We start from the raw sequence: 12,341 nt of genomic DNA, 5'->3' as shown, positions 1-12,341 counted from the left end.
GGCTGCGGGGCGCATGTCCGCGTGGCGCCCGTTGCTGGCACGCTGCTTGCTGATATGCGAAGAAACTTTGTTCGAAAGACGTGAAAATAAATATGCATGCTCCTCAATCTGCCATGCCCCATTTGCCGTCCAGCGGCGCCGCCATGGATACGCGCGTGCCGCGCAGCCGGCGCAAACTTGTCGTTGCCAGCCTGGCGGGCATGCTGTTGCTGGCCGCGCTTGCCGCGGCGGGCTGGTGGGCCATGCCACGCGGCTTGCAGGTGCCTGTCGCCGAATTGCGCATCGGCGCCGTGGCGCGCGGTATTTTTCTCGATGAAGTGGTGGTGCGCGCCAGCGCCGAACCGCTGCATTCCGTGCTCCTCGATTCGGTCGAGTCGGGCCGCATCGAAGAGGTGCTTGCCAGTGATGGCGCACTGGTGAGCAAGGGCCAGCTGCTGTTCCGTATCTCCAATCCGCAGCGCAACCTGGAACTGCTGGCCCGCAAGGCTGAACATGCGCAGCAGATTTTCAACTTGTCCAATTTGCGCGTGGCGCAGCAGGCCAGCACCAGCGAGCATCAACGCCGCCTGGATGATCTGGCGTTCGCGCTGCAGCAGGGTGGCAAGCAGCATGCGCGCAATGTCAGGCTGGCGGCGCAGGGCTTCATTTCCAGCGTGGCGCTGGAGGAATCGGCCGACACGCTGCTGCAGCAGCAGCGCGCGCTGGCGCAGGAACAGCAGGCGGCGCAGGCGGAGTCGCTGGTGCGCCGCGATGCGGCCAGCCAGCTTGGCGCGTCCATCGCCGGCCTCAGTTCGGGCTTGCTGCTGGTCGGTGCCACGGTCGACGCCCTGGCCGTGCGCGCGCCGTCCGCCGGCCGGCTGACGGACTTCCGGCTGCAGGTGGGCGAGTCTATCGCGACGGGCAAGAATGTGGGCCGCATCGACGACCCTGTGCGCTATAAGCTGTCGGCCAGGGTGGACGAGTTTTACCTGAACCGCATGGCGGCGGGACGGCAGGCCAGCATCGTCCAGGCTGGGCAAAATTACGCATTGAGCGTGCAGACGATTTATCCGCAGATCAAGGAGGGCCGCTTCACTGTGGAACTGGTGTTCACGCACGGCCAGCCGCCCGTGCTCAATCCCGGGCAAAGCCTCGATGCGCAGATCACTCTGGGCGAGCCGGCTGCCGCGCTGCTGCTGCCGAACGGCGCCTTCATCAACGACAGCGGCGGCGCCTGGGTCTACGTGCTCGATGCGTCCGGCGGCCAGGCGCAGCGGCGCGCAGTGCGTATCGGCCGGCGCAACAACAGCCAGCTCGAAGTGCTGCAAGGGCTGCAGGCAGGCGAGCGCGTGATCCTGTCGGCCTACGCTGCCTATGGAAATTCCCCCAGATTGCACATAAGCCGGTAAATTCCCCTCATCCTCCATAAAGGTAGCACCCATGCTCAAACTAGTCGGCGTCAGCAAGATGCATCAGTCAGGCGATATCCAGACCAAGGCCCTGGATCGCATCGACCTCGAGATCGAGGCGGGCGAATATGTGGCCATCACTGGCCCCTCGGGCTGCGGTAAATCTACCCTGCTGGGTCTGCTGGGATTGCTCGATATTCCCAGCCATGGCGAATACTGGTTCGAGGGCCAGAATGTGGCAGGATGGAGCGAGGCAAAGCTCAATGCGCTGCGCCGCGGGCGCATCGGCTTCATCTTCCAGAGCTTCAACCTGATCGAGGAACTGAGCGTATTCGAGAACGTGGAGCTGGCGCTCGAGTACAACGGCACGCCGGCGCGCGAACGGCGCCAGCGCGTGGCCGCCATGCTCGACAAGCTGGGTGTGGCGCACCGCGCCGGACACCGGCCGTCGCAGCTGTCGGGCGGCCAGCAGCAGCGCGTGGCGATCGCGCGCGCGCTGGTGGCCGGGCCGGCCGTCTTGCTGGCCGATGAGCCGACGGGCAACCTCGATACGGCGCACGGCAATGAAGTCATGCGCCTGCTGCGCAGCATCAATGCGGAGGGCACGACGGTGGTGATGGTGACGCACTCGCCCGACCATGCGGCGCAGGCGTCACGTACCCTGCACTTGCTGGATGGTCGCGTCATGGTCGACGCCTTGCAAGCCGCATGAAGGCGGCCGATTTCCGCATCGGCTGGCGCCTGCTGGCGCAGCAGCGGGGCGCCTCGGCGGCCGTCATCCTGGGCCTGGCGGTGGGTTTCGCCGCCTGCTTCCTGCTGCTGGGCTTTGTCGGCTACAGCCTGGGCTACGATAGCCAGGTGCCGCAGCGTGAGCGCGTGCTGCTGGTCAAGCAGCGCATCAATCTGTTCATCCGCCCCGAGTGGCAGAACTTTGCCTATCTGTCGCTGCGCGACGTGGCGCAGCGCAGCGGCGCGGTCGGCATGGCGAGCATCGTCAAGGAACTTGATTTAACCGTGCAGCGCGGCGAGCGCCCGTATGCGCTGAACGTGCAAGCAGTCGATGCGGATTTCGCCAGCCTGTTCGGCATCACGGCGCTGCAGGGCGATCTGCGTTCGGCGCTGGCGCAGCCCGATGCCGTGGCGCTGACGCAGACGGCGGCGCGCAAGCTGTTTGCCGACGCATCCGCGCTGGGCCAGCTGCTGCAGATCGGCGGCGTCACGCTGAAGGTGCGCGCCATCCTGCCTGACCATCAGCGCAACACCAGCGTGCCGTATGAAGTACTGGTGGGCACGCTCAGCAGTGCCTGGCCGGCAGCGCAGCGCGAGGTCGCTTTTTCCGGCACGGGGCGCGGCGCCATCTACCTGCAGCTGCGCCCCGGCGCAGACCCCGGCGCGCTTGCGGCGCTGCTGCAGCAGGCCGTCAACGACTCGCCGCAAGACCGGCAGGTGCGCGGCGCATCCATGGGCCGCGCGCTCGCGGGGCGCAACGTCACCGACATCGCGCTGCTGCCGCTGGCGCAGGCTTACTTCGATGCGGACCTGTACCACAGCCGCGCGGCGGCGCGTCACGGGCAGCGCGCCAGCGTGGTGGGACTGGCCGTGCTGGCGCTGCTGATACTTGCCCTGGCCGTCATCAATTACGTGAATCTGTCCACGGTGCGCACCTTGCGCCGCCAGCGCGAGATCGGCGTGCGCAAGCTGCTCGGCGCCGGTGCGGCGCGCCTGGTGCAGCAGTTCCTGGCCGAGTCGGTGCTGACGGCGCTGCTGGCCGCCGCCGCGGGCTTGCTGCTGGCCTGGCTGGCGCTGCCGCTCTTCGCCGAGCTGGTACAGCGGCCGCTGGACGATATGTTCACCGCCTGGCGCTGCGCCGGCGCCTTGCTGTTTGGCGTGCTCACGGGCTTGTGTGCGGGCGCCTATCCCGCCTGGTGTGCGCTGCACGTGCGGCCCGGTCCCGCGCTGGCGGGCCGCGGCAACAGCGAAACAGCGACTGGCCTGTGGCTGCGCCGCGTGCTGACGGTATTGCAGTTCGGCGCCGCCATGGCGCTGTGCGCCGCGACCCTGGCGGTCGGCTGGCAATCCTGGTATGGCAGCCACGCCTCGCCCGGCTTCACGCCGGATGGCTTGCTGGTGCTGGATTTGCCGCCCGGGAGCGAAGACAGCCCGCAGGCGCGCGCCTTCGAAGAGGCGCTGGCGCGCCTGCCCGGCATCGCCGGCGTGGCGGGCATCGCGGAAGCGGTCGGGCGCGATGGCAGTAAGGTCGTCGGCAGCGTCAGGACGCGCGATGGGCGCGACGTGCGCCTCGAATACAAACCCATGACGCCGGGCTGGTTTGCGCTGCACCGCATCGTGCCCTTGCACGGGCGATTGTTCGATGTGGCGCAGGACCGGATCGGCAGCCAGGTGGTGGTGCTCAATGCGGCGGCGGCGCTGGCGCTGGGTTATCCCACGCCGCAGGCTGCTGTGGGGCAGGCGATGCCGGACGGGCAGGTGATTATCGGCATCGCGCCGCCGATCCGTTTCCAGGACATGCGCCAGGCGGCCCAGCCGATGCTGTTCGATTTGCGCCACGGCGGCGCACTGTCCTTGCGCAGCAATGATGATGTGGCAGCGGCGCATGCGCGTATCGAGCCGCTGTGGCGGCGCTATTTTCCGCAGCGGATGCTGGAACTGCGCACGGCGCAAAGCCTGTTGGCACAGATGTATGCCGAGGATCTGCGCCTGGCGCGCATGCTCGGCCTGGCCAGCCTGATCGCCATGCTGCTCGCCGCCTTCGGCATTTACGTGCTGTCGGCCTACAGCGTGCAGCGCCGCAGCCGTGAAATTGTGCTGCGCAAGTTGCATGGCGCTGGCCGCGCCGCCATCGCCCGCCTGGTGGGGCGCGAGTTCATGCTGCTGCTGGCCGCCGGTGCCGTATTGGGCCTGCCGCTGGCGGCCCTGGGCATCGCGCGCTACCTGGCCGGCTTTGTCGAACGCGCGCCGGTGGGCGCCTGGCCGCTGGCGGTGGCATTGCTGCTGGCCATGCTGGTGGCGCTACTGGCCACCGTGCGGCACACCTGGTTGGCCATGCGCATGGCGCCGGCGCAAGCCTTGCGCGATTGAGACGGGCTGGCGGCATGGCATCAGCGTCGGACACTCCCGGCCGATGGACGCCTTGCAACAGCGACGCGTTACAATGGCGAGCGTGCAAGTCAGCCAGCAGGCGAGGTGCGGATACTTATATGTATACGTGTGAGTGTACTTCTGCGCTCCTCGTCTGGCAGCAGGATGGGCCTGGCGGCCTGCGCTTGACCTTGGCGGTAGACAGGTCTACTATTAATGACTCAAAAGTAAGTTACTTGGAAAGATACATGCAAGCCCCGATTGATACCAAGCCCCGCTGGGAGCGGCGCAAGGATGCCCGCCCGCAGGAATTGCTCGCCGCCGCCCTCGACCTGTTTGTCGAACGGGGCTTCGCATCGACGCGCCTGGAGGATGTGGCCAAACGGGCCGGCGTGTCGAAAGGCACCCTGTACCTGTACTTTGAGAACAAGCAAGAGCTGTTCAAGGCCGTGGTGCGCGACAATATCGTGCAGTCGATCGGCGAGGCGGAAGACAGCATGGCCGCTTCGGACAGTAGCAGCGCCGAGTTGTTGCGCAAGGTGATGATGCAGTGGTGGGAAGAATTCGGCGCCACCAAACTGGCCGGCTTGACCAAGCTGATGCTGGCCGAAGCGAACAATTTCCCGGAACTGGCGCAGTTTTACAACGAAGAAGTCGTCACGCGCGGCAATGCGCTGATCGTCAGCCTGCTGGAACGGGGCATGCAGCGGGGCGAATTTCGCCAGGTCGATGCCGTGCTGGTCAGCACCATCCTCAGCGCGCCCGTCACCATGCTGATGATGTGGACGCACTCCTACCTGCCGTGCGAGGTCAAGAATATCGATCCGCTCGCCTACATGGATGCGTTCATCGACATGAGCGTGCGCAGCCTGCAGGTGGAGGGGCCCGGAAAAAGCTGATCCTCCGGGCCTGGCTACAACCGTTCAGTTGCCCCTATCCAAGGTTCGCCCCCCCAAATCTGCAGATCGTCGCAAATTTCCTCCATTCCCCGCCTTTATGGTTAACATGTGCTTTCAGCCAGTTCAACGATAAAATGGCGGATTATTACTTCACTTACCGAGTCCAAAGATGAATATCGAACAAGCCCGCTTCAATATGATCGAACAGCAGATCCGTCCATGGGATGTATTGGATATCGACGTGCTGGAGCTGTTGAACGTGGTCAAGCGTGAAGATTTCGTGCCGGCCGCCTATAAAAACCTGGCCTTCGTCGATACGGAAATTCCACTGGGCGGCGGCGAATGCATGTTGACGCCGAAGCTGGAAGCGCGCATTTTGCAAGACGTAGCCGTCAAGAAGCATGAAAATGTGCTGGAGATCGGCACCGGTAGCGGCTATATGGCCGCTTTGCTGGCGCACAAGGCGCGTCATGTGACGAGCGTGGAAATCGTTCCCCAATTGAAAACCCTGGCCGAGCAGAACCTGGCCGCCAACGGCGTGACGAACGTCACCGTGGAACTGGGCGACGGCGCTCAGGGCTGGAGCAAGGGCGCACCGTACGACGTGATCGTCGTGTCCGGCTCCCTGGCCGTGTTGCCGGAAGCACTGTTGCAACAAGTGAAAGTCGGCGGCCGCATCCTGGCTATCATCGGCGAAGCGCCGATCATGTCGGCGCACCTGATCACGCGCAGCTCGGACAAGGCTTACGACACGCGCAAGCTGTTTGAAACCAATGTCACGCCGCTGCAAGCGGTGGCACCGTCGCATTTCCAGTTCTGAGGCGACCGATTCGATGGAGCATTTGAGTGCACCGCAGCTGGCCGCCTGGCTGGCTGACCCTTCCCGTCCGCGCCCGTTGTTGCTGGACGTGCGGGAACAGTGGGAGTTCGACCTGTGCCACCTCGACGGTGCCACCCTGATGCAGATGAACTCGATTCCTGCGCGCATCGATGACCTCGATGAAGACGCCGAGATCGTCTGCATCTGCCATCACGGCATGCGCAGCATGCAGGTGGCGGCCTTCCTGGAGCGCAATGGTTTTGGCAAGATCAGTAATTTGACGGGCGGCGTGCATGCCTGGGCGCTGCAAGTCGACAGCGCAATGCCTACATACTAAGTTATTTTGCAGTAGATGCACCCAGGCATGTTTTCCTGCATGCCTGCGGAGGCCTGTACCCCGCTCATCCGGCGGGCGCAAGGCAAGCGGTAGCAGATTTTTGATTCCATCAACTTTTGACGACTCCAACGGAGAAATGCAATGCGGAAACCCCTTATCGCCGTGCTGATGACCAGCGCCTTTGTCTCGATGACATGCACGCTGCAAGCGCAGGCGGCCGATCTCATCCAGGTGTACCAGCAGGCGCTGGCCAATGACGCGCAGTACGCCAGTGCGCGCGCGGCGCTGTCGGCCGGGATGGAGCGGGTTCCGCAGGGGATGGCTGGCTTGCTGCCGCAAATCTCCGCGTCGGGCAGCAATACGCGCGGCAATCAGGAGCAAATCGTCCAGAACAATGGCGGCAACAAGATCACCTCGCCGTCCGTCAACGTGCGCACAAACAGCTACAACCTGACCCTGGCGCAACCGCTGTTCCGCTGGGACCGTTGGGAAACCTACCAGCAAAGCAAGCTGGCGCAAGCGATTGCTGAAGCGCAATTTGCGCAAGTCCAGCAAGACCTGATCACGCGCGTGGCGCAGGCGTATTTCGACGTGCTCAGCGCGCAAGACAACCTGGGCGCCACGCAGGCGCAAAAAGTGGCCACGACGGAGCAGCTGGCATCGGCCAAGCGCAACTTCGAAGTCGGCACGCAAACGATCACCGACACGCACGAAGCGCAAGCGGCCTACGACCTGGTGGTGGCGCAGGAATTTGCCGCCATCAATGACCTGGCCAACAAGCGCAGCGCCTTGCAAACCATCATCGGCGAAGCGCCAACGTCGCTGGCGCCGATGCGCACGGGCGTGGTCATCAGCGCGCCCGAACCGGCTGCCGTCGAGCCGTGGGTGGCGTCCGCCGAAGAGCAGAACTACGGCGTCGTCACGGCGCAGTTCAATGTGGAATCGGCCAAGCGCGACATTGGCCGCAACCGCGCCGGCCACTACCCGACCCTGGACCTGATCGCCAACGCTGGCCATAGCTACACATCCGGTGGCGGCAATGGCAACGGCAACAACAATAACGCCATCGGCGTGCAGTGGAGCATCCCGATCTTCAGCGGTTTTGCCGTCACCAGCAAGGTGCGCGAATCGATCGCGCTGGAAAACAAGGCCCGCAACGACCTGGAAACGGCACGCCGCACGGCATCGCAGGGTGCGCGCCAGGCTTTCCTGGGCGTCAACAGCGGCCTGGCGCAAGTCAAGGCGCTGGAAGCGGCGGAAGTGTCGAGCAAATCGGCGCTGGAGTCGAACCAGCTCGGTTACCAGGTGGGCGTGCGCATCAATATCGACGTGTTGAATGCACAGAAACAATTGTTCTCGACGCAAAAAGACCTGTCGAAGGCGCGCTACGACACCATCATGAACGGCTTGCGCCTGAAAGCCGCGGCCGGCACCCTGAAGGAAACGGATTTGATGCCCGTCAACGCCTTGCTCGACAAGTAAGCGGGATTTTGCTCTGAATGAAAACCAGCACCGGCAACGGCGCTGGTTTTTTTTCGTCTTGAGGTGTTGTCACATGGCGCGGCTGTTGGCTATTTGCGTGAGCACGACCCCGGCCACCACCAGGCCCGCGCCGGCCCAGTGCAGCGGAGAAATATGTTTGACGGCAAAGCCCAGCAAGCCGTAGCGGTCGATGGCCAGCGCGGCCAGCATTTGTCCGCCGATGACGGCAGCCATGAAGGGGCCGGACCCCATGCGCGGCGCCAGCATCAGCGCGGCCGTAATATAAAACACGCCGGCCGCGCCGCCCAGCCAGGACCAGCCTGGCCCGCGCACGGCGAGCTGGAGATCGGGTGCCGGCACGCGCCAGAGCAGCATCACCAGCGAGGCGAGTACGGCGCTGACGGCCAGCGAGGCGAGCGTGGCCCACAACGGGTGGCCCAGGTTGCGGCCCAGCGCGGCATTCGCGCCCGCCTGGAAGGGGACGACGGCGCCGGCCAGCATGGCCAGCGGGGCAAATACGGTAATCCATCCATGCATCGGTGACTCCCACAGTTGAGTTGATGGCGTCATCGTATTATGCTGTGATGATTAAATCCAATTCGTAATTTGCCATTCAACTATGCATCAAATGAATAATCTGCGGTCCGTCGACTTGAATTTGCTGGTGATCCTGGAAGCGCTGCTCAGCGAGCGCCACCTGTCGCGCGCGGCCGAACGCTTGCACATGAGCCAGCCTGCCGTCAGCCATGCGCTGGCGCGCCTGCGCCATCTGCTCGACGATCCGCTGCTGCTGCGCGGCAAGGGCGGCTTCCAGCCGACGGCGCGCGCACTGGCATTGGCGCGGCCGCTGGCCGAGGCCCTGCAAAGCGTACGCTCCGTGCTGGGCGGCGCCGTTTTCGAGGCGGCCACGGCGCAGCGCGTGTTTCGTCTGGCCATGTCGGATTACGGCGCGGCGTTGCTCTTGCCGCGTTTGTTGCGCCACTTGCGCGTGGAAGCGCCCGGCATCGACCTGGCCGTCAGCTACGCCAGCCGTCCTGCCGTGATCGCTGGCGTGCTGGATGGCGAGATCGACCTGGCGCTGGGCGTGTTCCCGCAACTGCCCGAGCAGTTACATAGAGAAACCCTCTTCGAGGAAACGTTCGTGTGCGCGCTGGACCCGGCCAGCCTGGCGCCGGGCGAAACCTTGAGCCTGGACACCTATCTGGCGCGCCCGCACGTGCTGGTGGCATCCGGCGAGGGCGGCATGGCGGCCGAAGTGGACGCATCGCTGGCCCAGCTGGGCCAGGCGCGCCGCATCGCCGTGCGCGTGCCGTACTGGACGGTTGCACCGGATGTTGTGATGGGGACGGACATGATTTTGACGGTGGCGCAGCGCGCCTTGCGCGGCAGCGCGGCGCAAGGGCTGGCGCAGCATTCTGCGCCGTTTGCCATCGCGCCGTTTGCGTTTGAAGCGATACGGCACCGCCGCACGGACGGTGATGCGGGCATCGCCTGGCTGCGCGCGGCCGTTGCAACGGCCGCCGGGCCAGGCTGAGCAATTACAGGCCGCCGCCCTGGCCGTCGAACTTGCGCTCGATCAATTCGATCTTGTAGCCGTCCGGGTCGGTGATGAAGGCGATGACCGTGTTGCCGCCCTTGACGGGGCCCGGTTCGCGCGTGACGTTGCCGCCATTCGCGCGTGCCGCATCGCAGGCGGCGACGATGTCGTCGGCCGAGATGGCGATGTGGCCATACGCCGTGCCCAGCTCGTAGCTGGTGGTGCCATAGTTATACGTCAGCTCCAGTTCCGCGTGGTCGGGGTTCGAGCCATAGCCGACGAAGGCCAGCGTGTACTGGTATTCGGGATTGTCGCTGGTGCGCAGCAACTTCATGCCCAGGACCTTGGTGTAAAAATCGATGGAGCGCTGCAGGTCGCCGACCCGTAACATGGTGTGCAAAATACGCATCGTAAATCCTTGAGGGTGATAGGGGAGTGGCAGGATTTTATGCGGTTTATGGCTTTCTTGCCGAGACCGCCCCGGCCGCCCTGGTGCAGGACAGCCGCGGACGGTGACCTTGGTGCCTGTGGATTTACTCCAGACGGGCGTCCAGGGTGATTTCCGTGGCCAGCAATTTGGACACGGGGCAGCCGAGCTTGGCGCGCAGCGCCGCATCCTGGAACGCTGTGTCGGTGGCGCCGGGAATGGTCGCCACCAGGGTCAGATGCACGGCCGTGATGGCATAGCTGCCATCGATTTTTTCCAGGCTGACATCGGCCGTGGTTTTCAGGGCCGTGGCGCGCAAGCCCGCCTCGCCCAGCTGGCCGGACAGGGCCATGGTGAAGCAGGCGGCATGGGCGGCGCCGATCAGTTCTTCCGGATTGCTGCCGGGACCGTCTTCGAAGCGCGTGTTGAAGCCGTATGCCACATTGTCGAGCGCGCCGCTTTCGGTGGAAATAAACCCTTTGCCATCTTTAAGGCCGCCACTCCAGACGGCTGATCCTGTTTTTTTCATGATGTACTCCTTGCGTGGTTCGAACGTCCATCATGCGCGCCCTGCCTTTGCGCTTCCGTTCGTTGCGTCACACTGTGGCAGATGGAGGTTCAACGGGCCGGCGTCACGCGCCAGATGACATTGCCCACGTCGTCCGCCACCAGCAGCGCGCCCGCCTTGTCGACGGCCACGCCGACGGGGCGTCCCTGCGCCTTGCCGTTCTCGTCCAGGAAGCCGCTGACGACATCCTGTGGCGGGCCGCTGGGCACGCCGTTGGCGAAGGGCACATGGATGACTTTGTAGCCGCTGAAGGGCTTGCGGTTCCATGAGCCGTGCTGGCCGATGAAGGCGCCGCCCCGGTAGCGTTCGGGTAGCAAGGTGCCGTCATAGAATGCCAGTCCCAGCGAGGCCGTGTGCGCGCCCAGCGCATAGTCGGGTACGATGGCGGTGGCCACCAGTTCGGGGCGCGGCGGCTTGACCCGCGCATCGACGTGCTGGCCGAAATAACTGTAGGGCCAGCCATAGAAGGCACCTTCCTTGACCGAGGTCATGTAGTCCGGCACCAGGTCGTTGCCCAGCTCGTCGCGTTCATTGACGGCTGTCCACAGGGCGCCCGTTTTGGGTTGCCAGGCCATGCCATTCGGATTGCGCAAGCCGGTGGCATACACGCGTGCCTTGCCCGTGGTGCGCGTGAATTGCCAGATGGCGGCACGGCCATCTTCGGCCGCCATGCCGTTCTCGCCCACATTGCTGTTCGAGCCGACGGAAACATATAAAAACTTGCCGTCGGCGCTGGCGACGACGTTCTTGGTCCAGTGGTGATTGATGGAGCCGCCCGGCAAATCCATCACCTTCACGCCCGGCGCCGTGATGGCCGTCTGGCCTTCCTTGTAGGGAAAGCGCAGCAGCGCGTCCGAGTTGGCGATGTACAGCTCCTTGCCCACCAGGGCCATGCCGAATGGCGAGTTCAGTCCTTGCAGGAACACGCTGCGCGATTGCGCCACGCCATTCGCGTCAAGGCCGCGCAGCAGGGTGATGCGGTTGGCGCTGGGCGTGGCGGCACCCGCCTTTTTCATTTGCATCTGCATGATGGCACCCTTGATGCCCTTGCTGTCATCGGGCTTGGACGGGGCATTCGTTTCCGCCACCAGCACGTCGCCATTCGGCAGCACGTACAACCAGCGCGGATGGTCGAGGTCGCGCGCATACGCCTGGATGGCCAGGCCGGGCGCGACCACGGGGCGCTGCGCGGCCGTCCAGCGCTGCACGGGCGCCACGTTGACGGTGGGGATGAATTGCTTGTCTGGCGCGGGCAGGGCAGGTTGCGGGCCAAAGCCCACGGGCATGGCGGGTGCCTGGGCGTGGGCGAGGGTAGTGCTGCAGGCGGCGACCAGCAGGAATGAACAGACGTAGCGGTGCATGGCGTACTCCGGAACAATAGCATTGCGTGAGGATGCGATTCAGCGCGCCTTCTTTGGTTCCAGTTGCGCATCGGGGCGGGCTTGCTGCGGCGCGGCCGGCTTGACCTTTTCCACGCCGGGCTGGGCGTGGCGGTCCGTGTCGACCAGCCCGCGTTCCAGGTCGCTGGCCGCCTGTTGCATGATTTTGCGCGGGCGCACGTCTTGCGCATCGGGCGATTCGTCGCGCTCGTGCGGCAGGCGGTCGACGCCGTCATTCTGGACCTTTTCATCGGTATTGATCTTGCGTTCGCTATGCTGGCTAACCATATGGCCTCCTGACAGTAAAGTGCTACCAGTGTCCTGCCGCGCCAGGCCGCCTGCAAGCGGATTTGTCCGTGCTGGGAGCGCTGGCGCACGTATGGGCGATTCTTTTTCTGCGCTACA

13 protein-coding genes are annotated in these 12,341 nt (G+C 64.6%); 8 read left to right on the top strand and 5 right to left on the bottom strand.

The window, feature by feature from the left end; translation table 11 throughout:
- Positions 1 to 92 precede the first annotated feature (92 nt).
- The 7 genes from FJQ89_RS16045 (at position 93) to FJQ89_RS16015 (ending at position 8,025) form a co-directional block, all read left to right on the top strand.
- Complete coding sequence (locus tag FJQ89_RS16045) at positions 93 to 1,388, top strand: efflux RND transporter periplasmic adaptor subunit (RefSeq protein WP_243136079.1); 1,296 nt, start codon at positions 93 to 95, stop codon at positions 1,386 to 1,388.
- 31 nt (positions 1,389 to 1,419) lie between these two features.
- A complete protein-coding gene (locus FJQ89_RS16040) occupies positions 1,420 to 2,100 on the top strand; it encodes an ABC transporter ATP-binding protein (RefSeq protein ID WP_141170895.1) in 681 nt (226 codons plus the stop codon).
- A complete protein-coding gene (locus FJQ89_RS16035) occupies positions 2,097 to 4,487 on the top strand; it encodes an ABC transporter permease (RefSeq protein ID WP_141170894.1) in 2,391 nt (796 codons plus the stop codon). The genes FJQ89_RS16040 and FJQ89_RS16035 overlap by 4 nt, the downstream gene beginning before the upstream one ends.
- A 248-nt stretch (positions 4,488 to 4,735) precedes the next feature.
- Positions 4,736 to 5,386, top strand: coding sequence for a TetR/AcrR family transcriptional regulator (locus FJQ89_RS16030; RefSeq protein ID WP_141170893.1), 651 nt, complete (start codon positions 4,736 to 4,738; stop codon positions 5,384 to 5,386).
- A 169-nt stretch (positions 5,387 to 5,555) separates the two neighbouring features.
- Complete coding sequence (locus tag FJQ89_RS16025; protein WP_071075281.1) at positions 5,556 to 6,206, top strand: protein-L-isoaspartate O-methyltransferase family protein; 651 nt, start codon at positions 5,556 to 5,558, stop codon at positions 6,204 to 6,206.
- 13 nt (positions 6,207 to 6,219) lie between these two features.
- Positions 6,220 to 6,543, top strand: coding sequence for a rhodanese-like domain-containing protein (locus FJQ89_RS16020; RefSeq protein WP_035822603.1), 324 nt, complete (start codon positions 6,220 to 6,222; stop codon positions 6,541 to 6,543).
- A 141-nt stretch (positions 6,544 to 6,684) separates the two neighbouring features.
- Positions 6,685 to 8,025 carry a TolC family outer membrane protein gene (locus FJQ89_RS16015; RefSeq protein ID WP_141170892.1) on the top strand — a complete coding sequence of 447 codons (1,341 nt, stop codon included), beginning with the start codon at positions 6,685 to 6,687 and terminating at the stop codon, positions 8,023 to 8,025.
- 69 nt (positions 8,026 to 8,094) lie between these two features.
- On the opposite strand, the gene FJQ89_RS16010 is transcribed toward FJQ89_RS16015, so the two are convergent.
- On the bottom strand, positions 8,095 to 8,595 hold the full coding sequence (locus FJQ89_RS16010; protein ID WP_141170891.1) for a DMT family transporter: 501 nt from the start codon (positions 8,593 to 8,595) through the stop codon (positions 8,095 to 8,097).
- A 58-nt stretch (positions 8,596 to 8,653) separates the two neighbouring features.
- Between FJQ89_RS16010 and FJQ89_RS16005 the strand changes: the two genes are divergently transcribed.
- A complete protein-coding gene (locus FJQ89_RS16005) occupies positions 8,654 to 9,559 on the top strand; it encodes a LysR substrate-binding domain-containing protein (protein WP_141170890.1) in 906 nt (301 codons plus the stop codon).
- Between the two features lie 4 nt (positions 9,560 to 9,563).
- On the opposite strand, the gene gloA is transcribed toward FJQ89_RS16005, so the two are convergent.
- The 4 genes from gloA to FJQ89_RS15985 all read right to left on the bottom strand — a co-directional run bounded on the left by gloA (position 9,564) and on the right by FJQ89_RS15985 (position 12,224).
- A complete protein-coding gene (gloA, locus tag FJQ89_RS16000) occupies positions 9,564 to 9,971 on the bottom strand; it encodes a lactoylglutathione lyase (protein ID WP_010401713.1) in 408 nt (135 codons plus the stop codon).
- 124 nt (positions 9,972 to 10,095) lie between these two features.
- A complete protein-coding gene (locus tag FJQ89_RS15995; protein WP_141170889.1) occupies positions 10,096 to 10,518 on the bottom strand; it encodes an OsmC family protein in 423 nt (140 codons plus the stop codon).
- 89 nt (positions 10,519 to 10,607) lie between these two features.
- On the bottom strand, positions 10,608 to 11,918 hold the full coding sequence (locus tag FJQ89_RS15990; protein WP_141170888.1) for a PQQ-dependent sugar dehydrogenase: 1,311 nt from the start codon (positions 11,916 to 11,918) through the stop codon (positions 10,608 to 10,610).
- Positions 11,919 to 11,957: 39 nt separating this feature from the next.
- Positions 11,958 to 12,224, bottom strand: coding sequence for a hypothetical protein (locus FJQ89_RS15985; RefSeq protein ID WP_096238034.1), 267 nt, complete (start codon positions 12,222 to 12,224; stop codon positions 11,958 to 11,960).
- Between the last annotated feature and the right edge of the window lie 117 nt (positions 12,225 to 12,341).

It is taken from the genome of Janthinobacterium tructae, from assembly GCF_006517255.1.
GTDB lineage: Bacteria > Pseudomonadota > Gammaproteobacteria > Burkholderiales > Burkholderiaceae_D > Janthinobacterium > Janthinobacterium tructae.
Note: the sequence above shows the minus strand (reverse complement) of the source record. Positions and strands in the feature narration are given on the sequence as shown.

Coding starts and splice junctions, on each gene's coding strand:
- FJQ89_RS16045 (WP_243136079.1), top strand. CDS start 93: ATGCATGCTCCTCAATCTGCCATGCCCCATTTGCCGTCCAGCGGCGCC.
- FJQ89_RS16040 (WP_141170895.1), top strand. CDS start 1,420: ATGCTCAAACTAGTCGGCGTCAGCAAGATGCATCAGTCAGGCGATATC.
- FJQ89_RS16035 (WP_141170894.1), top strand. CDS start 2,097: ATGAAGGCGGCCGATTTCCGCATCGGCTGGCGCCTGCTGGCGCAGCAG.
- FJQ89_RS16030 (WP_141170893.1), top strand. CDS start 4,736: ATGCAAGCCCCGATTGATACCAAGCCCCGCTGGGAGCGGCGCAAGGAT.
- FJQ89_RS16025 (WP_071075281.1), top strand. CDS start 5,556: ATGAATATCGAACAAGCCCGCTTCAATATGATCGAACAGCAGATCCGT.
- FJQ89_RS16020 (WP_035822603.1), top strand. CDS start 6,220: ATGGAGCATTTGAGTGCACCGCAGCTGGCCGCCTGGCTGGCTGACCCT.
- FJQ89_RS16015 (WP_141170892.1), top strand. CDS start 6,685: ATGCGGAAACCCCTTATCGCCGTGCTGATGACCAGCGCCTTTGTCTCG.
- FJQ89_RS16010 (WP_141170891.1), bottom strand. CDS start 8,595: ATGACGCCATCAACTCAACTGTGGGAGTCACCGATGCATGGATGGATT.
- FJQ89_RS16005 (WP_141170890.1), top strand. CDS start 8,654: ATGAATAATCTGCGGTCCGTCGACTTGAATTTGCTGGTGATCCTGGAA.
- gloA (WP_010401713.1), bottom strand. CDS start 9,971: ATGCGTATTTTGCACACCATGTTACGGGTCGGCGACCTGCAGCGCTCC.
- FJQ89_RS15995 (WP_141170889.1), bottom strand. CDS start 10,518: ATGAAAAAAACAGGATCAGCCGTCTGGAGTGGCGGCCTTAAAGATGGC.
- FJQ89_RS15990 (WP_141170888.1), bottom strand. CDS start 11,918: ATGCACCGCTACGTCTGTTCATTCCTGCTGGTCGCCGCCTGCAGCACT.
- FJQ89_RS15985 (WP_096238034.1), bottom strand. CDS start 12,224: ATGGTTAGCCAGCATAGCGAACGCAAGATCAATACCGATGAAAAGGTC.